Origin of the sequence: Amycolatopsis saalfeldensis, from assembly GCF_900110575.1 — a bacterium.
Taxonomy (GTDB): Bacteria; Actinomycetota; Actinomycetes; order Mycobacteriales; family Pseudonocardiaceae; genus Amycolatopsis; species Amycolatopsis saalfeldensis.
Genome location: NZ_FOEF01000005.1, coordinates 405,185 through 428,069 on the forward strand (window position 1 = coordinate 405,185; position 22,885 = coordinate 428,069).

Genomic DNA, 22,885 nt, shown 5'->3' on the forward strand with positions numbered 1-22,885 from the left:
TCAGAAGTCGATGATCAGCTTCCACTGCGTGGACGGGACGCCGACCGGGGCCGCGCCGACGTCCACACAGTGGAAGCCGTGCGCCTCGCCCTGCTGCGCCAGCGCGTTGCCCGCCGCCATGCACTCGCCGTACGAGCCGTAGATCCGCGGCGGGCTGGCGCCGGCACTGGCGGTGCCGGCCGCCGCGATCGCGACCGCCGTGGACACGGCGACGAGCAGACCGGCCGCCCCCGCCTTGCGCAAGATACTCATTCGTGGACGCTCCTTGGGTGAATTCCGTGCCGTCCGGTGCGGACGGCCGCTGGGGCTGATCCGACGCTGCCATCGCCGGTCACGGGAGTTCAACAGCTGCGGCGATCTCTGCCCGAACGTCTTCTCAGCGGCCCTGGGTGAGGATGGCCAGCGGGTCGCCCTGGCAGGACAGGAGCGCCTGACGCAGGGCGCTGAGCCGCCGTTGTTGTTCGGCGGCCGGGAGCGCGTGCAGCACGGGCCAGAGCGGGGCCGTCTCGGCGTCGAAGGTCACCGCCGGCTTCCCGAGCAGCATCGAGGCCGACAGTTCGCGCGCCGAGAACTCGCGGTCCAGCCGCTCCATGGCCTCCCGGTTCCGCTGTTCCTCTGGGGGCAGGACGGTGCACCAGGTCGTCCCGGCGCCCTCCAGCATCCGGGTCTCCAGCTGGTCCGCGGACACCGTCGGCTGGGACTTTTCGTTCAGGTCGGCGGAATACAGGTCGAACGTGACCACTCCGGACGGCTGGGGCTTCGCGCCGTTGTCGTCGGGGCTCAGCGTGCTTTCCGCGACCGAGGCCGGCGCGGAGGCCAGCGGTGCCAGCCGGCGCAGGGCGTCGCGGGCGGGGCCGGTGACGTCGTCGAGCGCCTCGGCGTGGGCCTTGGTGACGCAGACGCGGGGCGCGTCCGTGGTGCAGACCGGTTCGGCCGCGCCGGCGTCGATGGCGTAGGCCGCGTTCCGGGTGGCCGGGAACAGCGGCAAGGCCACCGCGAGCCCGACGCCGATCGCCAGCAGCGCCAGGTAACGGCGCCGTCCGGTGGCCATGACCAGCACCAGGCCGCCCACGGCCAGCCCGGTGAACCAGCACGCCTGGCCGAGGGTGACCTCCGGGGTGAAGGTCAGCAGCTGGCTGCGCAAGTGCAGGCCAGGGCCGAGCAGCGACGTCGTCCCGGTGACCGCGAACGCCAGTACCCGCAGGAGGGCCAAGCTGACCACGATCAGGATCGGCGTGGTGTACACCGAGGGCAGCACAGTGCCGATGCCCAGGCCGAGCCACACCGCCGCGAGCAGCGCAAGCTCGCCGACGAGCAGCAGCGGGAGCCAGCCGAGGTCCTGGTAGGAGGTGTTGCCCGCGACCTGGACCGCGCCGAAGGCGAACACCAGCAGGTACGCCACCGTCAGCGTGATCGCGAGCGCCCCGGCGACGGGCAGCGCGCGCCGCCAAGCGGGCCGCGCGGTGGTCGTGATCAGCTCGGCCACCTCGGGTCGGCCCTCCCGCCGCCCCTGCCAGGCCCCGGCGCCGAGGGCCACCGGGCAGAGGAACTCGAGGGCGTCTCGCAACAGGCCGGTGAAGGTGGTCCACTGGCCGAACGCCGGCTCCATCCCGACCAGCAGGTACAACACCGAGACGAGCCCCAGCACCAGCGCCAAGGCCCCGGCCGCCAGCGCGGTCGACCGGCGCAACTCGATGCCGAGCACCCGCGCGTTCCCCTGTGGCTGATGTTCCACGCGTTCCGTGCCGAGTACCCGTGTCGTCACCGGTCTCCCCTGCCTGTCGCTCGACTGCCTGATTGCCCGAGCCCCCGCTCGGTCATCCGGGAAGACGCCGGCACCGGCCGACCGGTTCTCTGATTACTGTGTCCTGCGTCACTCGGAGGCGATGGTTGGATGTGACCATGTCCCGGTGCGGCGAAATTCGACTGAACGCCGAAGGCACTCCAGCGCTTTCCTACGATCGGCGGGAATTCGCGGGCAAGCCGTGGGCGGATCGGGTGGCAGTCCTCGGTCCCGATGCCGCCGCTGTCATGCTCCGCGAAATGCCGGGCTGGACGGCGACCACTCCCGCAACCCTCGCCGGGCAGCTGATCGAAGGCGGTGCCCGGCTGGTGCGGGCCTCCCATCGCATGACCCGCGACCTGTCGGCGAACCGCCCGCCGAGCGAGTGGGCGGACCTGCAGCCGTCACCTCCGCTGCGGCCCGAACCGCTGGACCACCCGATCGAGGACCTGCTGCCCGCCTGGCGCGCCGCGTACCCACCCGAACATCCCGACTACCGGCCGGAATACGACGAGACCGACGGGCTGTACAACCGATTCCGCTCGATCCTGGCCACCCCGACGTTCGGCTCGCCCTCCCCGCTCAGCGCCGTGATCAGCGACAACGGCCAAGTGGTGGCCGGTCTGCTGGTCAACCTGGTCGAAGGCCCACCACCCTGGGGCGGCCCACTGATCACCGACCTGTTCCGGCACCCGTCCCACCCGGGAACCGGCGCCGTCCTGCTCCGCCGGACACTGGCGCGCGCCGCCGCCGATGGCTACCCCGCGATCGGACTCGTGGTCACAGACGCCAACCCGGCACGCCGCCTCTACGAACGGCACGGCTTCGAGATCTTCGACAGCCCGGTGACCGTCCGCATCCCCTGAAGCGAGGTCGACGCCTTCCCGCCCGGATACCACCGGCGCGGTTCCGGTACGGATCGAGCCTAGCCAGTCCTCGACCATCAAGCGGTGCTGTCGTAGTAGCTCTCGTTGCCCGTCCGCTTGATCTCCGCCGGGGTCCAGACGCGGCAGCCGCCCTCACCGGTGTCGTAGTCGACGAAGCCCTCTGCCGGGTGGCGATGCACGGCGACACCGGACGTACCGCAGCGGCCTGATTCACCGAAGCCGCAAGGGTTCGCTACCAGCCGGCTTCACCGGGATCATCCGCAAGCAACCGCTCGGTCGCCAGGGAGCCACGGTCGATGATGATCCCGTCCTTGATCACGTCGCGGATCTTGCGGTAGTTCTCCGGGGCGGCCAACGGGTCCCCATCGAGTATCACCAGGTCGGCGGCTTTGCCGGGGTCACGGTGCCGTAGCGGTCGCTCGTGCCGTACGCCTCCGCGGTGTAGGAGCTCGCGGAGCGCAAGACCTCCATCGGTTCCATACCTCGCTCCCAAGCGGCCTGGATCCACCGGAAGTGGGCCGACCCGAGGTGAGTCGCATGTCCGGCACGGAGTCGTGCCCTGGAGCAGGAGTCAAATGTCTTTTGAACCTTACGGCGAGCGCGCCGTTAACACCGCCGTGGCGCTGGTCAACAGCCTCGTCCTCAGCGACGGGATCGACGGCCTGCCGGATCTCGACGCCTGCGCTGAGCTCCTTGGCGAGCACGGTTGGATCGTCGACGATCTGACTTCAGCCGACTTGAAGTTTCTTCGGGCGCTGCGGCCCCGGCTGCGCTTTGCGTTCGAGGCTCAGGACGAGCGGAAGGTGGTGGCGCACCTCAATCGGCTGTTGTCCGAATGCGAGGTGCTTCCCCAGCTCACCGATCATGACGGCGCTTGGCACTTCCATTACGCCCGTCCCGGCGCGACGCTGGCGCAGCGAGTCTTTGTGACGAGCCTGATGGCGCTCTTGCTCGTGGTTCGGGACCGCGGATCGGACCGGCTCAGAATCTGTGCCACCGACGGCTGCGCAAACGCGCTCTTCGACACGACCAAGAACCACTCTCGTCGTTTCTGTGATGCACGAACGTGCGCGAACCGTGCCCATACAGCGGCGTATCGCCGTCGGCAACGTGTGAAAGCCATCGCGTCGGATGGCTGACCGTGACCTCACCGGCGCGGCGTCAGCCCCCTTGCGCTATTTCTCGAAAACGACGCGGCCGTCGACAACGGTGCGGATCACCTCGATGTCCTTGATGTGCTCCTCGGCGGTCCTCAGGTAGTCGGCGGAGAGCACGGCGAAATCCGCGAGCTTGCCCGGCGTGATCGTGCCTTTGACTGTTTCGTCGCGCGTCGCGAACGCCCCCGACGCTGTGTATGACCGCAGTGCTTCCTCTCTTGTAACGGCTTCGCCGGGTCCGTATGCGACACCGCGCAGGTCCTTGCGGGTGACCGCGAGCTGTAAGCCGAGGAACGGGTTCAGGTCGTTGACGGGGAAATCGGTGCCCATCGAGACGCTGTCGATGCCGAGCACGTCGAGCGCGGAGCGCATCGGGATCGCGCGGCTCGCGGTCGCGGTACCGAGGGCCTTCTCGATCGTCGCCGCCTTGCCCCACAGGAACGCGGGCTGCAGTTCGAGACGCACACCAAGCGCACGGGCGCGTTCGAGCTGCTCGCGCCGGGCGAGGCTGCCGTGGATCAGGGCGAAGCGCCGATCTGCGATCGGCCCGACGCGGTTGGCCGCTTCGAACGCGTCGAGGACATGGTCCACGGCCCGGTCGCCGACGCAGTGCACGCCAAGGCGCCAGCCGAGTTCATGCGCGATGACCACCAGGCCCGTCAGATGTTCGGGCGACATCGTGGCCATGCCGTGGTCGTGCCCGTCGCCGGGGTATTCGTCGTGCATCAGCGCCGTGCGCAGGGTCATGCCGCCGTCGAGGAAGATCTTGATGCCGACGAGCTTGAGCCATTCGTTGCCGAACCAGGACGACACGCCACTGGCCTCGACCGTGCGGCGCCACTCGTCCAGTGACACCGACGGGTCCGGTTTCCACATGGCCCCGACGCGGGCAGTCAGCCTGCGGTCGAGCCACAATCGTTGCAGGGCCTGGATTCCGCGCGGGTCCAGCCAGGGCTGCAGCACGCTCGTGATGCCGAAGCTGTTGGCGCGCGCCAGTCCGGCGGCGAACTGGACCTCCAGTTCCTCGATCGTCCAGCCCGGTTTCACGGCTGTGACGAGGTCGATGGCGTTCTCATAGAGCACGCCCGTGGCCCGGCCCGCGGCGTCGCGGTCAATGGTTCCGCCGGACGGGTCGGGGGTGCTGTCATCGATGCCGGCCCGCTCCAGGCCACTCGAGTTCGTCATCGCCACGTGCCCGACCGTCGGGAGGAAAACCGGGTTGTGCGGCGCTGCGTCGTCGAGGTCGGCCCTGGTGAGGTAGCGCGCTTCGACCAGCTGCGCCGGCGGGTGCCAGCCGCTGCCCGTCACCCACTCGCCCCCGGCGCGACCGGCGACGAACTCGCGGATCGCGGCGAGCGCTTCCGCGACCGTGCGCACACCGGAGAGGTCGATGACGAGCTCATCCTGTCCGGCGAACTCGATGTGGCAGTGGCTGTCGTTGAAGCCGGGCACCACAGTCGCTCCCGCGAGATCGACGACCTCGGTGTCCGGTCCGGCGAGGGCGCGCACGTCCGCGTCGGCACCAACGGCGACGAAGCGGCCGGCTCGGATCGCCACGGCCGACGCGGCGGGCACGTCGGGATCCAGGGTGATGAGGTTCCCGTTCAGGTACACGGTGTCGACAGTCATGATCGTTCCTCGGGGATTGTCGAGTCGATGCCGGCCAGGCTCTTGCCGGCGAGCCACACCTGCTTGATGTCCTGGGTCGCGGAAATGTCGTCGTACGGGTTTCCCCGGACGACGAAGAACGACGCCGGCGCACCCGGCACGATGTCGGTGAGCGCCGTGGCGAAGATCCTCTGAGCGACGTCGAGACCGGCCCTGAGGCAGAACTCCGTGCTCAGGCCGGCCTGACCCAGCAGTTCGAGCTCGCGATGCTCGGCGAAGCCCAGGAGCTTGGCGCGGAATCCGGCGTCCGTTCCGAGTCCCACGGCGATTCCGCGCCCTTGGGCGCGAGCGACGTTCTCCAGAGCGATCTCCAGGCGGTGCCCGGGGTCGGCCGGATCGAACTCCAGACGCAGGGAGCCGAGGCGCGCCAGGCGTGCCGGGCCGGCGACGGTTCGGAAGAGGGGAACTTTTGGATACGGGTTCTCGGGCAAGGAGAATGACAGCTCGGCGTCCTCGCGCGACAGAGTCGGCACAAGCGTCGTTCCGCTCCGCGCCATCGCGTCGAGCAGGTCCTCGCTCAGGAGCCGATCCCGAACCGAGTGAGCCAGGACGTCGATGCCGAGTTCGACCAGTGCCTCCGCGTCGACGTGGTTCTTCACGTGCGCGAACGTGGTGATGCCCGACTCTCGGGCCTCCTCGACGATCGGCTCCGCGATGGCGACAGGAGTTTTCGGCACCGACCCGCCAAGATCGTCGATCCAGATCTTGAGCGTCCGGACGCCCAGGCCCGCCATGTCTCGCACCAGCCGGCGAGCATCGCCGGCCTCCACCGGGCGGAACCGCGGTTCGGGAGACGTCAGCTCAGGCGGCCATCCGCCGACAGCTCCGAAGCCGATGCCGGCGCTGTAGCCGTAGGCCCTTCCTCCTGGTTCGCCGGCGCGGAGACGCCGGATCAGCCGGGTCGTCAGCCAGCGCTGGTCGGTGCCGAGCGAGTGCACGTGTCCGATCCCGAACCGCGCGGCTTCGCCAAGTTGGCGGTCGATGTGGTCGAGCGTGTGGAAGTCGCCGCTCTCTTCGACACCGTCCGAGAGCCCGAGGTGGGCGTGGGCGTCGGCCAAGAGCGGAATCGCCGTCCGTACCTCGCCGCCCGGCGAGGCCGCTGCCCGGTCCGAGACCGACGCGATCTCGCCCGAGGAATCGATCCGGATGACCGCAGGACCGCGATCCCGCCCGTCGAGGCCGACCCGATGGTCGACGGTGATGTCCGTGAGGGTCATGCCTGGCACCTCTCGATGTAAGTACCGATCGGTACCTAGTTGAGAAAGTACCGATCGGTACTATGATTGTCAATCACACGACCCGACGGATGGGGACAATGCGATGCCGGTCAAAATCGGAGAGCCGATCGACCCCGCGGCGACGAAGCGCCGCATTCTCACGGTGTCCGAGCGGATCTTCTACAACCGCGGCATCTCCTTGGTCGGCGTGGCCGAGATCGCCGACGCGGCCGGCGCGTCGAAGGCGACCCTGTACAAGAACTTCGGCTCGAAGGAAGGTCTCGTCGAGGCCGCTCTCCTCGATCGCAGTGAACGCATTCACCGGTGGTTGCGCAACGGAGTGGCGGATCTGGCGCCGGGCAGGGCGCGCGTCCTGGGCGTGTTCGACCTGCTGCTCGACTGGTTCTCCGGCGACGACTTCCACGGGTGCGGCCTCGTGAGCGCCGCGGCCGAGCAACGCGCTTCCGATCCTGTCGTCACCGGCCTTGCTCGTCGACACCTGCAGGCGTACCGCGACCTGCTCACGGAACTGCTTGCGGAAATGCCCGAGACGAGCGCGGCCAGGCAGGATCCCGACCTCTTCGCCGGCCGGCTCCTCCTGCTGATCGAAGGCGCGACCGTGATCAGCTCCGTCGACGGAAACCCCGAAGCCGGTCTCACCGCACGCGCCTGGGCCGAGTCACTACTCGACTGACCGCAGGCCTCTCGAATGCCGCGACGCACCGGTTAGCCGTTCGCCGCCATGCGGTTCAGCAGAAAGACGGTCGTCGTCACCGGCGGTGGCGCGTTCAACCTGGCCGGGGACTCGCTGTCGAGCCCCAGGTGTGTCGCCACCTGATCTGGACACGACGCGCCTTGCAACCCTGACCGGGCGGCCCCGGTCGCCGGGGCCGAGCCGGTGGCCTCTGCACCACGATCCACTCGGCGGTGCCGGGCGGCTCTTCTGATGTCGTTCGCTGTTCAGCGCGGTCGGTAGCGCAGAGGCATTCGGCAGTGCCTTCGACGGCGGAATACGTGCAAGGCAGTCCAGGAGCGGACCTCCGAGAAGGACCGTCTGCGTGGTGCCCCCGGCAGGATTCGAACCTGCGACACCGGCTTTAGGAGAGCCGTGCTCTATCCCCTGAGCTACGAGGGCAGATGTAGCCACCCGAAGGTTACCGGGTGCGGCCCCCGTGTAGGGCAGGTGGGCACACGACCCAAGTAGTCGCCCATGTGGGGGACATCCGGAGGGCTGGACCTGGCTACGGAGGCGCCCATGCGGACCAGTCCCATCACCTGGTCGTGTCTGGTTTCGAAACCCTGAACAACAGTAGGTAATCTTCCTTAACGGGATGCGGGGAGCCGCCTCCACCACCGGCTGCCGGAGGGCTTCGTTGATCAAGCTCATGTTCGCCGACGACGAGGAACTGGTTCGTTCGGGGCTGCGCGCCATGATGTCCGGAGCTGCGGACATCGAGATCGTGGGCGAGGCGAGCGACGGCAGATCCGCGGTGGAGGTCGCGCGCCGGTATCACCCGGACGTGGCCCTGCTGGACATCAAGATGCGGGCGCCCGACGACGGCATCCGGGCGCTGCGGGCCATCCTCGCGCTGCCCGACCCGCCGACCGTCGCGATGCTGACCACGTTCGACATCGACGAGTACGTCAGCCTCGCGCTGCGGCTCGGCGCCAACGGGTTCCTGCTCAAGGACATCGACCCCGCCGCGTTGCTGCGCGCCGTGCGTGACCTGGCCAAAGGCGGCGCCGTCCTCGATCCGGGGGTGGCCGCGCGGATGGTGCAGACCCACCGCGACGAGCAGCGCGCCGCCCAGCCCGCGCGGAAGCTGCTCGCCTCGCTTTCGGAACGCGAGCGGGAGGTCGTCGCGCTGATCGGGCAGGGGCTGTCCAACGCGGAGATCGGCGGGCGGCTGCACCTGTCCGAGGCCACGGTCAAGGGGTACGTCTCTGCGGTGCTCTCCAAGATCGGCGCCGCCAACCGCGTGCAGGCCGCGCTCCTGGCCTACCGCGGCGGGCTGCTCGACCAGTAGATGGCGCTCACCGCGCTCGAGTTCCTCGGGCTCGTGGCCTTCGCGGCCTCGGGCGCGCTCGCGGCGGTGCGGGCCCGGCTCGACGTGTTCGGCGTGGTCGTCGTCGGGCTCACCACGGCGCTGGGCGGCGGCGTCATCCGCGACGTGCTGCTGGGCATCCACCCGCCGACCACGCTGCGCAACTGGCCGTACCTCGCGGTGTGCGCGGCCACGGCGCTGGTCGTGTTCGCGTTCCACCCGCAGGTCGCCCGGCTGCGGCGCGCCGTGCTGCTCGCCGACGCGCTGGGGCTGGGCGTCTTCGCCACCAGCGGGACGACGATCGCGCTCAACTCCGGCGCCACCGTGTACGCCGCGTGCCTGATCGGCATGACGACCGGCATCGGCGGCGGCGCCGTGCGCGACCTGCTGCTGCGCGAGATCCCGCTGGTCCTGCGCAAGGAGATCTACGCGGTCGCCGCGCTGGCCGGGGCGGTGCTCGTCGCCATCGGCCACGAGCTGCGCTGGCCGGCCGGACCGGTCACGATCGTCGCGGCCGCCGCCGTGGTCGCCGTCCGCATGCTCGCGCTTTGGCGCCACTGGAACGCGCCGGTGGCCAGGCCGCCCGGTCCGGAACTCCGAACGTGACTAATCCTTTGTGTGTTCTGAGTGTGTTCTTAGGCGAGTCTCAGCACGCTGCGTAAGACTGACGCCATGCGCATCCTTGTGGTGGACGACGACCGCGCCGTCCGTGAATCGCTCAGGCGATCCCTGGAGTTCAACGGCTACCAGGTGGAACTCGCCGGCGACGGTGCGCAGGCCCTGGAAGCGATCATCGCGAACCGGCCGGACGCGATGGTGCTCGACGTGATGATGCCGCGCCTCGACGGGCTCGAGGTGGCGCGCCGCCTGCGCAGCACCGGCGACGACCTGCCGATCCTCGTGCTGACCGCCCGCGACACCGTCTCCGACCGGGTCTCCGGCCTCGACGCCGGCGCCGACGACTACCTGCCCAAGCCGTTCGCGCTCGAAGAACTGCTGGCCCGGCTACGGGCGCTGCTGCGCCGCGCCGTGCCGGACACGGAGCCGGGCGAGACGTCGGAAGTGCTGTCGTTCGCCGACCTGACGCTGGACCCGGGCACCCGTGAGGTCCGCCGCGGCGGCCGCGAGATCAGCCTCACCCGGACCGAGTTCGCGCTGCTCGAACTGTTTCTCTCGTACCCCAAGCACGTGCTGACGCGGGGAAGGATTCTGGAGGAAGTATGGGGTTACGACTTCCCGACGTCGGGCAACGCGCTGGAGGTCTACGTCGGTTACTTGCGCCGCAAGACGGAGGCGGACGGGGAGCCGAGGCTGATCCACACGGTGCGGGGCGTGGGGTACGTCCTGCGCGAAACCCCGCCGTGACCGGCGCCGTGCCGGTGGTCGACGTCACCGACCCGCGCGGCGACCGCTGGAGCACCCGCCGGTTCTCGCTGCGCGGCCGGGTGACGCTGCTGGCCGCGGCCTGCGTGGCCGGCGCCGTCGCGCTCGTCTCGCTCGGCGCGTACATGATCGTCTCCAGCAACCTCTACCAGCAGCTCGACGACAACCTGCTGGCCCGCGCGCAGGCGGCGGTCGACTCGCCGCCGGTGCAGGCGCAGCTGAAGCAGGTCCCCGGCGCTTTCCTGGCGAGCGCGGACCTGCAGATCGGCCAGCTCAACGCGTTGACGAACGAGCTGACGTACCCGCAGGCCGGCTCGCCGCCGCCGTACGGGTCGCCCGAGCTGGCCGTGGCCGCGGGGCAGTCGCCGCAGTCGCTGCGCACGGACGTCGCGACGGACACGCGGGTGGTCGCGCTCCCGTCCGGGCACGGCGAGGCCATGGTGCTCGCGCAGTCCATGGAGCCGACCAAGCGGACGCTGAACGAGCTCGCCGTGGTGCTGTTCCTCGTCGGCGGCGCCGGGATCGTGGTGGCCGCTGGCGCGGGCACGGCCGTCGCGCGCGCCGGTCTGCGGCCGGTGGACCGCCTGACCTCGGCCGCCGAGCGCGTCGCCGCCACCGGCGACCTGCGCCCCATCCCGGTCAGCGGCGACGACGAGCTGGCGCGGCTCACGCAGAGCTTCAACACGATGCTCGGCACGGTCGCCGACTCGCAGGAACGGCAGCGCCAGCTCGTCGCCGACGCCGGCCACGAGCTGCGCACCCCGCTGACTTCCTTGCGCACCAACCTGGAGCTGCTGCTCTCGGCCGGACGGCCGGGCGCGCGCACGCTGCCGGCGGAGGACCGCGCCGACATCGAGGCCGACATCCGCGGCCAGATCGACGAGCTCACCCAGCTCATCGGCGACCTCGTGGAGCTGGCCCGGCAGGACGAGCCGCGCGAGCACACCGAACGCGTCGAGCTGGTCGAGGTCGTCGAGCGCGCGCTGGACCGCGCCCGCCGCCGCGCCGGGGAGATCGAGTTCGACGTGGCGCTGGAGCCGTGGGTGCTCACCGGCGACAACAGCGGGCTGGAACGCGCGGTGCTCAACCTCCTGGACAACGCGGTCAAATTCTCGCCGCCGGGCTCACACGTGCGGGTCTCGCTGCGCGCGCTGGGCGACGGCACGGCGGTGGTCGAGGTCGCCGACGCCGGCCCCGGCATCGCCGACGAGGACCTGCCCAAGGTGTTCGACCGCTTCTACCGCTCGTCGGAGGCCCGCACGCTGCCCGGCTCCGGGCTGGGGCTGGCGATCGTCAAGCACGCCGCCGAACGCCACGGCGGCAATGTCTACGCGATGCGCGCTCCCGAGGGCGGGGCTCTGCTCACCATCCGGCTGCCTGGCGCGCCGGGCTGAGCCATCGCGTTGAACGGCCGTCGACGCCGCCCGGAACCTTCGGCTCCGGGCGGCGTCCCAGGTAGTGGGGCCCCGAGCATGGGCTCGCCCGCGCGGGTGGCGCGTCCCGCGCGGGACATGTTGAATCGTGTAGGATTTTGTGTAGTTGATGGTTTCGGTTGACGCCTTGTATTGAGGAGTGGCGGTGCTCGCGCGGCAGCGACAGGCGGTGATCCTCGAAGAGGCACGCCGGACCGGTGCGGTCCGGGTCAGTGACCTCGTGACGAGGCTGGGCGTGTCCGACATGACGGTGCGCCGCGACCTCGATGTGCTCGCCGGCCGCGGCCTCGTCGAGAAGGTCTACGGCGGCGCGACCTCCGTGGTCGGCAAGAGCACCGACGAGCCCGGCTTCGAAGCGAAGTCCGTGCGCCAGCGCGCGCAGAAGGAGGCCATCGCCACGGTCGCCGCCGGCCTGGTCAAGCCCGGCACCGCGATCGGCCTCTCCGCCGGCACCACCACGTGGACGCTCGCCCGCGCGCTCGACGCCATCCCGGGCCTCACCATCGTCACGAACTCGATCCAGGTCGCCGACGTGCTGCGCGCGTCGACCCAGCCCGAGCGCACGGTGGTGCTCACCGGCGGCGTGCGGACGCCGTCGGACGCGCTCGTCGGCCCCGTCGCCGTGCACAGCCTGCGCTCGCTGCACCTCGACCTGGTCTTCCTCGGGGTGCACGGCATGGCCGAGGGCGCGGGCTTCACCACGCCGAACCTCACCGAGAGCGAGACCGACCGCGCGCTGGTCGAAGCCGGCCGCAAGCTCGTGGTGCTCGCCGACCACACCAAGTGGGGCACCGTCGGCATCTCGACCATCGCCGACCTCGACGAGGCGCACGTGGTGGTCACCGACGACGGCCTTTCCGATTCCGCGAGGGAGACCCTCGCCGAACGCGCAGGAGAAGTCATGATCGCCGAGACGGCGGAGAGTTTCGAGGCTGAAGAAGCGTGAAGCGCACTTTGCGACACCTGGCCGACGGCCGGGAGATCATCTACTTCGACCAGCCCGGCGCGCCCGAGCGCGTCGCCGAGGACACCCGGGACCTCCCGCCGGTGGCCGCCGCGTCGGAGATCCGCCTCGACCCGCTGACCCGCGAGTGGGTCGCGATGGCGGCGCACCGCCAGACCCGCACGTACAAGCCGCCCGCCGACCTCTGCCCGCTGTGCCCGACGCGGCCCGGCAAGCCGAGCGAGGTCCCCGAGGCCGACTACGACGTGGTCGTCTTCGAGAACCGCTTCCCGTCGTTCTCCCAGAACGTCTCCGGCGAGCCGTCCAGTGTGGACGGTCTGGGCCTGGTGCCGACGGCGCCCGGCCGCGGCCGCTGCGAGGTCGTCTGCTTCACCAGCAACCACGACGGCGCGTTCTCGAGGCTGAGCCCCGAACAGGTGCGCCTGGTCGTCGACGCGTGGGCCGACCGCACCACGGCGCTGGGCGAGACCCCGGGCGTCGAGCAGGTCTTCCCGTTCGAGAACCGCGGCGAGGAGATCGGCGTGACGCTCTCCCACCCGCACGGCCAGATCTACGGCTACCCGTTCGTCACGCCGAAGACCGAGCGGATGCTGGACGTCGCGCGCGCGTACGCCCAGGAGCACGGCCGCCCGGTGATGGGCGACGTGCTGGCGGCGGAGCAGAAGTCCGGCGCCCGGGTGATCGCCTCCGGTGAGCACTGGACCGCGTTCGTGCCGCCCGCCGCGCGCTGGCCGGTGCACATCCAGATCGTGGCGCACCGGCAGGTGCCCGACATCCCTTCGCTGACCGCCGAGGAGCGTGACGACTTCTCGCGCGTGTACCTCGACGTGCTCCGCCGCTGCGAAGCCCTTTACGGCCGCCCGTTGCCCTACATCGCGGGCTGGCACCAGGCGCCGGTGCACCGCGACCGCGACCTGGGCTGGCTGCACCTCGAGCTGTTCTCCGTGCTGCGCTCGAAGGACAAGCTGAAGTACCTGGCCGGCTCGGAGTCGGGCATGGCCGTGTGGATCAACGACGCGACGCCGGAGCAGATCGCGGAACGGCTGCGCGCGGCGGGCTGAGCGGGCACCGGGGTGGCAGACTCATCTCCGAAACACAGGTTCGGCTCAGGAACCTCTCAGGCCCACCCGCTTAGGTGAAGGACATGACCGAGAACGACCCCCACGCGCCGGACTCCGCGGCGGGTCGCCAGAACCCGGGTGCCCAGCCGGGCACCGAGGGCCAGGCGGCCTGGAGCCAGTCACCCGGTACCCCGCCCGCTTCGGGCGAACCCAACCCGTACCAGGCTCCGGCCGAGCCGACCTACCCCGCGCCCACTGGTGGCGACGCGGTGTACGGCGCGCCGAGCCCGTGGTCACCCCAAGGCGCGCAGGCCGGTCCCCAGGTCCAGCCGGGGCAGCCGGCCCAGCCCCAGGTTCCGCCGGGCCAGCCCCAGACCGGTCAGACGCAGGCCCAGTACAACCCGTACCCGCCGACCGGTGGCACGGCGCAGCCCACGAACCCGTACGCGGCTTCGGGCGCCCAGCCGCCGAACACCTCGATCTACGCCGCGGCCCCGGCGCAGCCCAAGAAGTCCGGCCCCGGCCGGCTGCTGGCCGGTGTCGCCGCGATCGCGCTGGTGATCGGCGGCGTGGCGGGCGGCACCGTCGGATACCTGACGGGCGGCTCTTCCGGCCCCACGGTGAACGCGCTCGACCAGCCGAAACCGGCCCAGCAGACCGGAAACGCGCCGGCCGGGTCAATCGAGTCGGTGGCGCAGAAGCTCTCGCCGAGCGTGGTCGAGCTGCAGGTCTCCGGCCGCACCGCCGCGGGTGAGGGCTCCGGCTTCATCCTCAGCACCGACGGCTACATCCTGACCAACAACCACGTGGTCGAGGTCGCCGCGAACGGCGGCCAGATCCAGGCCGTGTTCCAGGACGGCAAGAAGGCGACCGCCCAGGTGGTGGGCCGCGACCCGACCACGGACATCGCCGTGGTGAAGGTCGGCGGGGTCAACGGGCTCACCCCGGTCGAGCTCGGCCGCTCGGACGACCTCAAGGTCGGCCAGCCGGTGGTGGCCATCGGCTCGCCGTTCGAGCTGGCCGGCACCGTCACGTCCGGCATCGTGAGCTCGCTGCACCGGCCGGTGCAGGCGGGCGGCGACCAGACCGACCAGACCACGGTGATGGACGCCGTCCAGACCGACGCGGCGATCAACCCGGGCAACTCCGGCGGCCCGCTGGCGAACATGAACGGCCAGGTCATCGGGATCAACTCGGCGATCTACAGCCCGCAGTCCGGCCAGGGCGGCCAGGGCGGCAGCCAGCAGGGCGGCAACGTCGGCATCGGCTTCGCCATCCCGATCGACCAGGCCCGCCGCACCGCCGACGACATCATCAAGACCGGCCACGCCACCCAGACCTACATCGGCGCCAAGGTGCAGGACGCCCAGAACGGCGGCGCCCAGCTGGGCGACATCACCCCGGGCAGCCCCGCCGAGAAGGCCGGCCTCAAGTCCGGTGACGTGGTCACCAAGATCGAGGACCGCACCATCGACAGCGCCAACACGCTGATCGCGGCCATCCGCACCCGCGCCCCGGACGAGAAGGTGACCTTCACCCTCTCCGACGGCCGCACGGTGCCGGTGACCCTGGGCGGCCAGCCCGTGCCGTCCAACTAGATCGCTCGGCCGCCGAGCCGCGGCCGAGACCAGCCAGGCTCGACCCCCTGGACAGGGGCCGAACCTTTGCAGGCCACGCGCGACCGAGCTTTCGACGCCGGTCGCGCGTGGCCGTTTTTCCGCCCTGGTGAAGTCGCTGACCAGCGGTTTCTTTCGCCCCGGAAGATTTGTGGGCATTTCACGTTTGGGGCTGGTGGGGCGTGGGCACCTCACGCCCCACGGAGGTCTTTCCGTACCGAGTCGGAGGCGGTACGGGAAGGCCTCCGGTTTTTGCCCCCGCCCCCGGCGATGGTGCGGACGACACCGGTCAGCACCACCAGGGCCCAGACCACCGCGAGCGTGACGAGCAGGCCCCGCCAGGTGTTCCCGTCGTGCAGACCCGGTTCCGGCGCCGTGCCGTAGGTCCGCCAGAGCAGCGGGAACGCGAGGATGCCGAGCACGGCGGTCAGGACGGTCCCGGCCATCACGGGGGCCTTCCACACGACGGGCACCACCCGGCTGAGCAACAGCCCGCCGACGCCGACCACGGGCGCGATCACGGCGTCGTGGAACACCGGCGCCCCGACGAGCCAGACGAGCGTCTTGAAGACGTCCGGCCGCAACGGCAGCGCGTAGTCCAGGAACAGCGACACCCCGAAGCCCAGCGCGGCGAGCCCGCCCAGCGCGAGCAGGATCCGGATCGCTTTCACAGCACCTCCAGCTTCGAGACCCACTTGGTCTGCAGCACCCCGGGCCGGCTGGGCGCGATGATCCGGCAGGGGAACCCGTGGTCGATGTCGAGCACCTCGCCGTTCAGCTCCAGGGCCAGCAGCGTGTCGTTGTCACTGGTGTGCTCGCCGGGAAGCATGCTGACGTTGTAGAGCCCGTTCTTCTCGAGCGAGGACACCCGCAGGTCCACCCCCGGCCGGCTGCCCACGGCCTGCAGCAGCGAGGGCACGGTGATGCCCCGCCAGACCGCGGACTGGCTCCACCCTTCGACACAGGCGATCGGCAGCATGACGGTCGTTTGCGGCAGCGCGCGAAGCTCCTCGAGGGAGAACTTCTTCGTGCCCGCGGCCGTGACGACAGACAGCCGCCACGCCGCGTCCCGAGCCGTCCGCGTCACGCCGGCCGCGACGGCGGTGCGGTTCACCGGGAGGCCCTGCGTGCCTTTGCCCGTCTTCCAGGACAGGCCGGAGACGTTGCGCAGCAACGGAACGGTGGCCCCCGCCGTCGCGACCACAGCCACCCCGGTCGCGATCCAGGTGGTGCGCAGGAAACCACGGCGGGACAGGCCATCCGGCCGGCCGGCGGTCTCCAGGCGGTCGGCGGTCTCCGGCCGGTCGGTGGTCTCGGAGTGGTCGGCGGTTTCGGGGTGGCTGGTCGTTCCCGCTCCGGCCGGCAGCTCCCGGGTCAGCGCCCGCCGCACGACCGGCAGCTTCACCGCGATGTGCACCAGGATCGACCCGATCGCCAGCCACGCCACCGCGTAGTGCACCTGGGGAAAGTAGAAGCCCCACGGGTAGTTCTGCGCGACGTTCAGCAGCCCCGTGCTCAGCTCGAAGAACGCGGACCCGGACAGCACCAGGATCGAGAGCCGCTCCAGCGCGTGCGGCAACGACCGCACGACGGGCCGCCCGAACAGCTTCGGGAACACACTCCACAACTTCGCCAGCAGCAACGGAATCGACGCGACGCCCGAGATCACGTGCGCGCCCTGCGTCACCCGGTACAGCCAGATCGGCCGGCTGGGCCAGAAGAACCACTCCGGCGGATGCTGGATGAGATGGCTGAGCAGGCCGGTGATGAAGCAGACGGTGAACGTGACGGCCAGCATCAGCCCGATCCGCGCCGTCACCCGCTCGTTGTGCGCCGCGGCCTTGAACTGCTTCTCCTCGGGAATCGGCAGCTTCTCGATCCGCTCGTCCAGCCGCGCCCGAACCTCGGCGATCCGATCGCGCGCCCGCGGCTTGGCCAGCACGGCGACCGACCCGGGCGCACTGCTCGATTCCGGTGCCGCACCTGATTCCGCGGCCGGCCCCGATGTGGCACTCGGCGCCGTCGAGGCAGCCGATTCCACCGTTGCGGCTGGCAGTGGCACAGCGGCGGTTTCGGCTGTGGTCGGGGGCTCCGCTGTGGGGACCGGCTCTGGCCTGGCTGTTTCGGCTGCTGTAGCCGGATTCTCCGGTGCAACAGTCGATTCGGCGGTGGCCTCGGTTTCCGAGGTGGCGGTCGATTCAGCCGGCTCCAGTTCGCTGCCCGGCGTTGGTGCGCCGCCCTTCGACGTGTCCTCGGAGACTGGGGCGGTGTCGGCCGCGGTTGGCTCGGCATCCACCGTCGAGTCCGGTGCCTGCGGTTGAGAGTCGGGGGTGTCTTCGTTGTTCACGACCGCTCCAGCCGCGCGAACCAGCGGTGACCTCGGCTCGTCGTCCAGGCCACCCGGAAGCCGGCCCGGGCGGCGACCTCCGCGATCGCGTCCGCGCCGACCCAGGCCCAGGTGAACCAGGTTCCGGCGGGGTTCGGGTGGAGCCGGACGCGGTCGTGTCGCAGGCCCTGTCCGGGCGGGTCCAGTTCGACCATCGCGTCGCCGCCGGGGGCGAGCAGGTCGCCGATCCGGCGCAGCAGCGCGACGGGGTCACCGCCGATGCCGATGTTGCCGTCCGCCAGCAGCGCGTGGTGCCAACGGCCCTCGCCCGGAAGCCGGTCGAAGACGTTGCGCAGCAACGCTATGCCGCCGCGCTGGTGCGTCAACCGGACGGCCGTCGGCGAGCTGTCCACGCCCAGCGCCGCGACGCCGCGCTCGGCCAGAGCCGTGGTGAGCCGTCCCGGGCCGCAGCCGATGTCGAGTGTCGGGCCGGCACACCCGTCGAGCAGCACGGTGTCGCCCTGCACGCAGCCGTCCGTCCAGCGCTCGACCGGCAGCTCGATGCGGTCGCCGTTCTTCAGCTCCAGCCAGCACTGCCTGCCGAGCAGCCCCTGGTCGAACTCCTGGCCGAGAGGCGCCAACTGCGCGGTCATCGGACGGTCACCGCCTCCGCCACGGCCCCGACCGCCCGGGCGAACCGGCTGCCCGGCCGCACCGCCGCGACTCGCCCGGCATCGGCCATTGTGTCCACATCGGACAGTACGGCCACCGTTCCCGGCTTCAGCCCCGCGGAGGTCAGGGCGCGGCGCGTCAGCTCGCCGGTGTCGTCCTGCGACATCGGCACCTGCGCCAGCACCTCCGCGTGGCGCGGATCCCGGAGCCCGAGCGCCCACCAGCCCCCGTCCTCGGCCCCGCCCAGCACGGCGTCGTGCGTGCCGGCCAGGACGGGTTCGATGGCCGACGCCAGCAGGTCCGGCGTGACCTGCGGGGTGTCCATGCCGATCTGCAGCACGGGCAGGCCGGCGTGCACCGCGGCCGTGTCCGCGTGCGCGTTCGCGAGCCGGGCGCCGAAATCCCAGCCGCGCTGGGCGATCACGGTCGCCCCGCGCAACGCCTGGCCGATCTCCGCGCCGCGGGTGGCCGCGCCGAGGTCGCCGGTCATCGCGACCACCGGAACCGCGCCGGGAGTGGCGGACACGGCATCAAGCGTGTCGAGCAACGCCGCCGCCGCGATCTCCGCCGCCTGCTCCGGCGTAGCGGGCGGGCACAGTCGGGTCTTCGCGAATCCCGGGACCGGCGCCTTCGCCACCACCAGCAGGCAGAACCGCGCGCTCATCGGGCCAGCACCTTCCCGAAGTCGCGGATCGCGCGCAGCGTGCCCCGCAGCGAACCCGACACCTTCGACTTGGTGCCCTTCGCCCGTTCGCCGTAACTGACATCGGACTCCCACACCTGCCAGTCCGCCCGCTGTGCCTTGATCAGCAGTTCGAGCGGATAGCCGAAGGCGCGATCGGTGACGTCGAGGTCGAGCAGCGCCCGGCGTCGCACCGCACGCAGCGGCGCGATGTCGCGCACCGGCAGCCCACGGCTGCGCAGCAACAGCGACAGCACCGCGTTCCCCGCCCTCGCATGCCACGGCCAGACGCCGCGGTGCGTCGGCACCCGGCGGCCGACGGCCAGATCGGCGCCTTCGCGGACCGCGGCCACCAGCCGTGGCAGGTCGGCCAGGTCGAGCGAGCCGTCCGCGTCGGCGAAGCAGACGATGTCGGTGGTGGCGGCTTCGAGACCGGTGTGCACCGCGGCGCCGTAGCCACGCCTCGGCTCGTTGACGACCTTCGCGCCGAGACCGGCGGCCACCTCGGGGGAGCCGTCGCTCGAGCCGTTGTCGACCACGATCGCGCGGTATCCGGGCGGCAAGGCGGCCAGCACACCCGGCAGGGCCCCCGCCTCGTCGAGGCAGGGGAGTACGACGTCTACCTGAAGATCGATCACAAGGTGTACCGTAAGTCCGCAGTGGATGGTCCAGAAGCCTTACGCTGCTTACGGATTCCTGACACTAACCCAACAGGTGACGAGTTCTTACCGAGTTCTCACGGCTGGCCGCCAGACTGCGCGCGCCGGGCCCCGCGGCGTTACCCTTCCGGCGATGAGCGAGTCGACTCCAGCCGCTCGGCTCGCTGAGCCGCGCGCGCCCGAACCCCCCGCCCGCACCAGTCGCGGCCTGCGCCCCGACCTGGTCGCGGTCGGGGCGGCCGTGGTGCTCGTCGCCGCGGCCGCGGCAGTCGGCTTGTACTACAACCGCCCGAACTCCGGGGTGGTGATCTACGCGTCGACCCCGCCCCTGTTCGCCCTCTGGCTGCCGCACGTCGGCCCGGGCTCGGTGTTCGCCGTGCTGATCGCCGCCGCGACCGTGCTCTGGGGCCCGACCGTGGTGACGCGCCTGTCCTGGCGGCGCGCCCTGGTCGCCGGGTACGCGACGGCACTCGCCTGGATCTTCGCCCTAGCGATGGTCGACGGCTGGTCCCGCGGCTTCACCGAACGGCTCACCACGCCGCAGGAGTACCTGCACGAGGTCCCCGGCATCACCGACATCCCGCGGTTCCTGCACGAGTTCTCCTCCCGGATCCTCGACTTCCAGCCGAACTCCTGGACCACCCACGTGTCCGGGCACCCGCCGGGCGCCACCCTCGTGTTCGTCTGGCTCGACCGCCTCGGGCTGCCCGGCGGGGCGTGGGCGGCGACGGCCGTCGTGCTGATCGGTGCGCTGACCGCGGTCGCGGTGCCGGCCACGGTCGCGCTGCTGGGCCGGCCGGACGCCGCGCGTGTGGTGCTGCCGTTCGCCATCCTCTTTCCCGGCGCGGTGTGGATCGGCGTCTCCGGAGACGGGATGTTCGCGGGCGTCACGGCCTCCGGCATCGCTCTGCTCGCCTTGTCCGCCAAGGCTTTCGAGCACCGCCGCGGCTACGCGGTGGCCGTCGGGCTCGGCGCCGGGGTGCTGCTCGGCTTCGGCATCTTCCTGTCCTACGGCCTGGTGCTGCTGGGCCTGGTCGCGCTCGCCGTCGCGTTCGTCGGCCGGCAGTGGCGGGCCGCCGCACTGGCCATCGTCGGAGCCCTCGCGGTGGTCGCCGTCTTCGCGCTGGCCGGCTTCTGGTGGCTGGACGGCTACCACCTCGTGGTCGAGCGCTACTACCAGGGCGTCGCGCTGGTCCGCCCGTACTCGTACTGGGTCTGGGCCGACCTCGCCGCGGTCGCCGTCGCGGCCGGGCCCGCCGTGATCGCCGCCGCCCGCCGCGGCGTGGCCGGCGCGTTCCTGACCAAGCCCCGCCGCGAGCTGCTGCGTGATCCGCTGCTGCTGATCGGCGTCGCGGCGCTGGTCACCATCCTGTTCGCGGATCTCTCCGGCCTGTCCAAGGCCGAGACCGAGCGGATCTGGCTACCGTTCGCTGTGTGGTTGCTGCCGATGACCGCGCTGCTGCCGGTCCGGGGCCGCCGCTGGTGGCTCGCCGCGCAGGCCGTGACCGCGCTCGCGGTGAACCACATCCTGCTGACGAACTGGTGAGGTGAGGGATGGAGGACCAGGCCGGCCGCGTTCTGGTGGTCGACGACGACGAGACGGTGCGCGACGTCGTGCGCCGTTATCTCGAGGTCGCCGGCTTCACCGTCGACGTGGCGGGTGACGGTGCCGCGGGCTTGGCGCTGTTCGCCCGGCGCGAGCCCGACCTCGTGGTGCTCGACGTGATGATGCCGGGCATCAACGGCCTCGAGGTGTGCCGCCGGCTGCGGCAGGTCAGCCAGGTGCCGATCGTGATGCTGACCGCGTTGGGCGAGGAGGAGAACCGGATCGCCGGACTCCAGCTCGGCGCCGACGACTACGTCACGAAACCCTTCAGCCCCAAGGAACTCGCGCTGCGCGTCGCCTCCGTGCTGCGCCGCGCCCGGATGCCGCGGCCCGTGCCGCCCGCGGCGGAACTGGTGGACGGCGACCTGCGCCTGCAGATGACCGCCCGCCAGGCGACGCTGGCCGGCGCCGAGCTCCCGCTCACCACCCGGGAGTTCGACCTGCTCGCGTTTTTCCTCGCTCACCCCGGCGTCGCGTTCTCCCGTGCCGACCTGCTGGAGAAGGTGTGGGGCTGGGACTTCGGCGACCAGTCCACGGTGACCGTCCACGTGCGACGGTTGCGCGAGAAGATCGAACGCGATCCGGCCAAGCCGGCCAGGGTCGCCACCGTCTGGGGCGTCGGCTACCGCTATGACCGAGGTCAGTGATGATCGAATCCAGTGAGTCGTTCCGGGAAATGCTCGACCATGTCCTGCACATCCTCCCGTTCGCGCTGTTGTTCGCGCTTCCCGTCGCGGCGCTCGGCGGGCTGGCGCTGTATCTGCTGCGCCGGCGCTCGCTCGCCAGCACCATGACGGTGCTCGTGCTGACCCCGGTGGTCACCACGCTCGCCGGGGTGCTCGGCATCAGCGGGTTCATGTTCACCCCGGCCCTGACGACGATGCTGCTCGTCTGCCTGCTGGTCGCCCTGGTCACCGTGCCCGCGGCGATCGTCCTCGGCCGCGCGATCGCGCGCCGCAGCGTCTGGGAGCGTGAGGCCCGGGAACGCGAGCGCGCGGCCGAGCAGTCGCGGCGCGAGCTGGTCGCCTGGATCAGCCACGACCTGCGCAGCCCGCTGGCCGGGATCCAGGCCATGGCCGAAGCCCTCGCGGACGGCGTGGTCTGCGAACGCAGCGAGGTCGCGGACTACGCGCAGCGCATCAGCGGCGAGAGCACCCGGCTCTCGGGCATGGTCGGCGACCTCTTCGAGCTGTCCCGCATCACCGCCGGCGCGTTGCGGCTGACCATGTCGGCCGTGCCGCTGCGAGACGTGGTGAGCGACGCCGTCGCCGCGCAGTCGCCGGTGGCCGAGCGCAAGCGCGTGCGGGTGCTGGAGAACGGCGAGGCCTGGCCCGTGGTCTCCGGCAGCGACCCGGAACTCGCGCGGATCGTGCGCAACCTCGTCTCCAACGCCATCCGCCACACCCCGCCCGACGGCACGGTCGCCGTCCAGATCGACATCGACGGGGACCAGGCCCTGCTCGCCGTGGACGACTCCTGCGGCGGCATCCCGGACGACGAGATCGGCCGGGTCTTCGACGTCGCCTTCCGCGGCACCCAGGCCCGCACCCCCGAACGCAGCGGCACCACCTCCGGCGGCGGGCTCGGACTGGCGATCGCGAAGGGCCTCGTGGAGGCTCACCGCGGCCACATCGGCGTGCACAACCACGGTCCCGGCTGCCGGTTCGAGGTCCGGCTGCCGCTGGCCGTCTCCTGAATCCGTCCACTGAGGACGGTTGTTCGGCGG

General features: G+C 71.1%; 24 protein-coding genes and 1 tRNA gene. 13 read left to right on the plus strand and 12 right to left on the minus strand.

All coding sequences use genetic code 11. From position 1 onward, the window contains the following. Both BMY97_RS15260 and BMY97_RS15265 read right to left on the minus strand, forming a co-directional pair. A complete protein-coding gene (locus tag BMY97_RS15260; protein ID WP_091617454.1) occupies positions 1–252 on the minus strand; it encodes a hypothetical protein in 252 nt (83 codons plus the stop codon). A gap of 124 nt (positions 253–376) precedes the next feature. After that, on the minus strand, positions 377–1,765 hold the full coding sequence (locus tag BMY97_RS15265) for a hypothetical protein (protein WP_143086200.1): 1,389 nt from the start codon (positions 1,763–1,765) through the stop codon (positions 377–379). 278 nt (positions 1,766–2,043) lie between these two features. Here BMY97_RS15265 and BMY97_RS15270 point away from each other — a divergent pair, with 278 nt between their 5' ends. Further along, entirely contained in the window at positions 2,044–2,649 is a 606-nt protein-coding gene (locus BMY97_RS15270; protein ID WP_177231350.1) for a GNAT family N-acetyltransferase, read from the plus strand. A 77-nt stretch (positions 2,650–2,726) separates the two neighbouring features. On the opposite strand, the gene BMY97_RS49125 is transcribed toward BMY97_RS15270, so the two are convergent. Together BMY97_RS49125 and BMY97_RS49130 are read right to left on the minus strand one after the other, a co-directional pair. Beyond that, positions 2,727–2,849, minus strand: a complete 123-nt coding sequence (locus BMY97_RS49125) for a hypothetical protein (protein ID WP_281246899.1) — start codon at positions 2,847–2,849, stop codon at positions 2,727–2,729. A 53-nt stretch (positions 2,850–2,902) separates the two neighbouring features. Further along, entirely contained in the window at positions 2,903–3,025 is a 123-nt protein-coding gene (locus tag BMY97_RS49130) for a hypothetical protein (RefSeq protein WP_281246900.1), read from the minus strand. 220 nt (positions 3,026–3,245) lie between these two features. Here BMY97_RS49130 and BMY97_RS15275 point away from each other — a divergent pair, with 220 nt between their 5' ends. Continuing rightward, on the plus strand, positions 3,246–3,809 hold the full coding sequence (locus BMY97_RS15275) for a CGNR zinc finger domain-containing protein (RefSeq protein ID WP_091617457.1): 564 nt from the start codon (positions 3,246–3,248) through the stop codon (positions 3,807–3,809). 36 nt (positions 3,810–3,845) lie between these two features. Here the strand turns inward: BMY97_RS15275 and BMY97_RS15280 are convergent, their stop codons facing one another. Together BMY97_RS15280 and BMY97_RS15285 are read right to left on the minus strand one after the other, a co-directional pair. After that, positions 3,846–5,441 carry an amidohydrolase gene (locus BMY97_RS15280; protein WP_177231351.1) on the minus strand — a complete coding sequence of 532 codons (1,596 nt, stop codon included), beginning with the start codon at positions 5,439–5,441 and terminating at the stop codon, positions 3,846–3,848. Between the two features lie 11 nt (positions 5,442–5,452). Continuing rightward, positions 5,453–6,712: an amidohydrolase family protein gene (locus BMY97_RS15285; RefSeq protein WP_091617459.1), complete on the minus strand. Its 1,260-nt coding sequence runs from the start codon at positions 6,710–6,712 to the stop codon at positions 5,453–5,455. 163 nt (positions 6,713–6,875) lie between these two features. Here BMY97_RS15285 and BMY97_RS15290 point away from each other — a divergent pair, with 163 nt between their 5' ends. Continuing rightward, positions 6,876–7,406, plus strand: a complete 531-nt coding sequence (locus tag BMY97_RS15290; protein ID WP_177231352.1) for a TetR/AcrR family transcriptional regulator — start codon at positions 6,876–6,878, stop codon at positions 7,404–7,406. A 365-nt stretch (positions 7,407–7,771) separates the two neighbouring features. On the opposite strand, the gene BMY97_RS15295 is transcribed toward BMY97_RS15290, so the two are convergent. Next, positions 7,772–7,847, minus strand: a tRNA-Arg gene (locus tag BMY97_RS15295). Between the two features lie 238 nt (positions 7,848–8,085). Between BMY97_RS15295 and BMY97_RS15300 the strand changes: the two genes are divergently transcribed. The 7 genes from BMY97_RS15300 (at position 8,086) to BMY97_RS15330 (ending at position 15,196) form a co-directional block, all read left to right on the plus strand. Continuing rightward, entirely contained in the window at positions 8,086–8,739 is a 654-nt protein-coding gene (locus tag BMY97_RS15300; RefSeq protein ID WP_091617461.1) for a response regulator, read from the plus strand. Continuing rightward, positions 8,740–9,363 (plus strand): trimeric intracellular cation channel family protein, encoded by a 624-nt coding sequence (locus BMY97_RS15305; RefSeq protein ID WP_091617462.1) that lies wholly within the window; start codon positions 8,740–8,742, stop codon positions 9,361–9,363. It abuts the gene before it with no gap. Between the two features lie 66 nt (positions 9,364–9,429). After that, positions 9,430–10,122 (plus strand): response regulator transcription factor, encoded by a 693-nt coding sequence (locus BMY97_RS15310; protein WP_091617463.1) that lies wholly within the window; start codon positions 9,430–9,432, stop codon positions 10,120–10,122. After that, positions 10,119–11,534, plus strand: coding sequence for a HAMP domain-containing sensor histidine kinase (locus BMY97_RS15315; protein ID WP_177231353.1), 1,416 nt, complete (start codon positions 10,119–10,121; stop codon positions 11,532–11,534). The genes BMY97_RS15310 and BMY97_RS15315 overlap by 4 nt, the downstream gene beginning before the upstream one ends. Positions 11,535–11,718: 184 nt before the next feature. After that, positions 11,719–12,519 (plus strand): DeoR/GlpR family DNA-binding transcription regulator, encoded by an 801-nt coding sequence (locus tag BMY97_RS15320; protein WP_091617464.1) that lies wholly within the window; start codon positions 11,719–11,721, stop codon positions 12,517–12,519. After that, the gene (gene galT / locus BMY97_RS15325) at positions 12,516–13,598 is read left to right on the plus strand and encodes a galactose-1-phosphate uridylyltransferase (protein ID WP_091617465.1); all 1,083 of its coding nucleotides are present in this window, start codon (positions 12,516–12,518) and stop codon (positions 13,596–13,598) included. Before BMY97_RS15320 ends, galT begins: the two co-directional genes overlap by 4 nt. A gap of 83 nt (positions 13,599–13,681) precedes the next feature. Then, complete coding sequence (locus BMY97_RS15330) at positions 13,682–15,196, plus strand: S1C family serine protease (RefSeq protein WP_091617466.1); 1,515 nt, start codon at positions 13,682–13,684, stop codon at positions 15,194–15,196. A gap of 209 nt (positions 15,197–15,405) precedes the next feature. Here BMY97_RS15330 and BMY97_RS15335 read toward each other — a convergent pair whose 3' ends face one another. The 5 genes from BMY97_RS15335 to BMY97_RS15355 all read right to left on the minus strand — a co-directional run bounded on the left by BMY97_RS15335 (position 15,406) and on the right by BMY97_RS15355 (position 19,532). After that, the gene (locus BMY97_RS15335; RefSeq protein WP_245787322.1) at positions 15,406–15,885 is read right to left on the minus strand and encodes a hypothetical protein; all 480 of its coding nucleotides are present in this window, start codon (positions 15,883–15,885) and stop codon (positions 15,406–15,408) included. Continuing rightward, complete coding sequence (locus BMY97_RS15340; RefSeq protein ID WP_245787329.1) at positions 15,882–17,012, minus strand: molybdopterin-dependent oxidoreductase; 1,131 nt, start codon at positions 17,010–17,012, stop codon at positions 15,882–15,884. Before BMY97_RS15340 ends, BMY97_RS15335 begins: the two co-directional genes overlap by 4 nt. 545 nt (positions 17,013–17,557) lie before the next feature. After that, positions 17,558–18,193 (minus strand): methyltransferase domain-containing protein, encoded by a 636-nt coding sequence (locus BMY97_RS15345; protein ID WP_091617467.1) that lies wholly within the window; start codon positions 18,191–18,193, stop codon positions 17,558–17,560. Next, positions 18,190–18,876, minus strand: a complete 687-nt coding sequence (locus BMY97_RS15350) for a TIGR04282 family arsenosugar biosynthesis glycosyltransferase (protein WP_091617468.1) — start codon at positions 18,874–18,876, stop codon at positions 18,190–18,192. Before BMY97_RS15350 ends, BMY97_RS15345 begins: the two co-directional genes overlap by 4 nt. Further along, positions 18,873–19,532, minus strand: a complete 660-nt coding sequence (locus BMY97_RS15355; protein WP_091617469.1) for a glycosyltransferase family 2 protein — start codon at positions 19,530–19,532, stop codon at positions 18,873–18,875. Before BMY97_RS15355 ends, BMY97_RS15350 begins: the two co-directional genes overlap by 4 nt. Positions 19,533–19,686: 154 nt before the next feature. Between BMY97_RS15355 and BMY97_RS15360 the strand changes: the two genes are divergently transcribed. The 3 genes from BMY97_RS15360 to BMY97_RS15370 are packed head-to-tail and all read left to right on the plus strand — an operon-like array spanning position 19,687 to position 22,855. Further along, a complete protein-coding gene (locus tag BMY97_RS15360; RefSeq protein ID WP_091617470.1) occupies positions 19,687–21,099 on the plus strand; it encodes a hypothetical protein in 1,413 nt (470 codons plus the stop codon). Positions 21,100–21,107: 8 nt separating this feature from the next. Then, on the plus strand, positions 21,108–21,806 hold the full coding sequence (locus tag BMY97_RS15365; protein ID WP_091617471.1) for a response regulator transcription factor: 699 nt from the start codon (positions 21,108–21,110) through the stop codon (positions 21,804–21,806). Further along, positions 21,806–22,855, plus strand: a complete 1,050-nt coding sequence (locus BMY97_RS15370; protein WP_091617472.1) for a sensor histidine kinase — start codon at positions 21,806–21,808, stop codon at positions 22,853–22,855. Before BMY97_RS15365 ends, BMY97_RS15370 begins: the two co-directional genes overlap by 1 nt. The last annotated feature ends 30 nt before the right edge of the window (positions 22,856–22,885 follow it).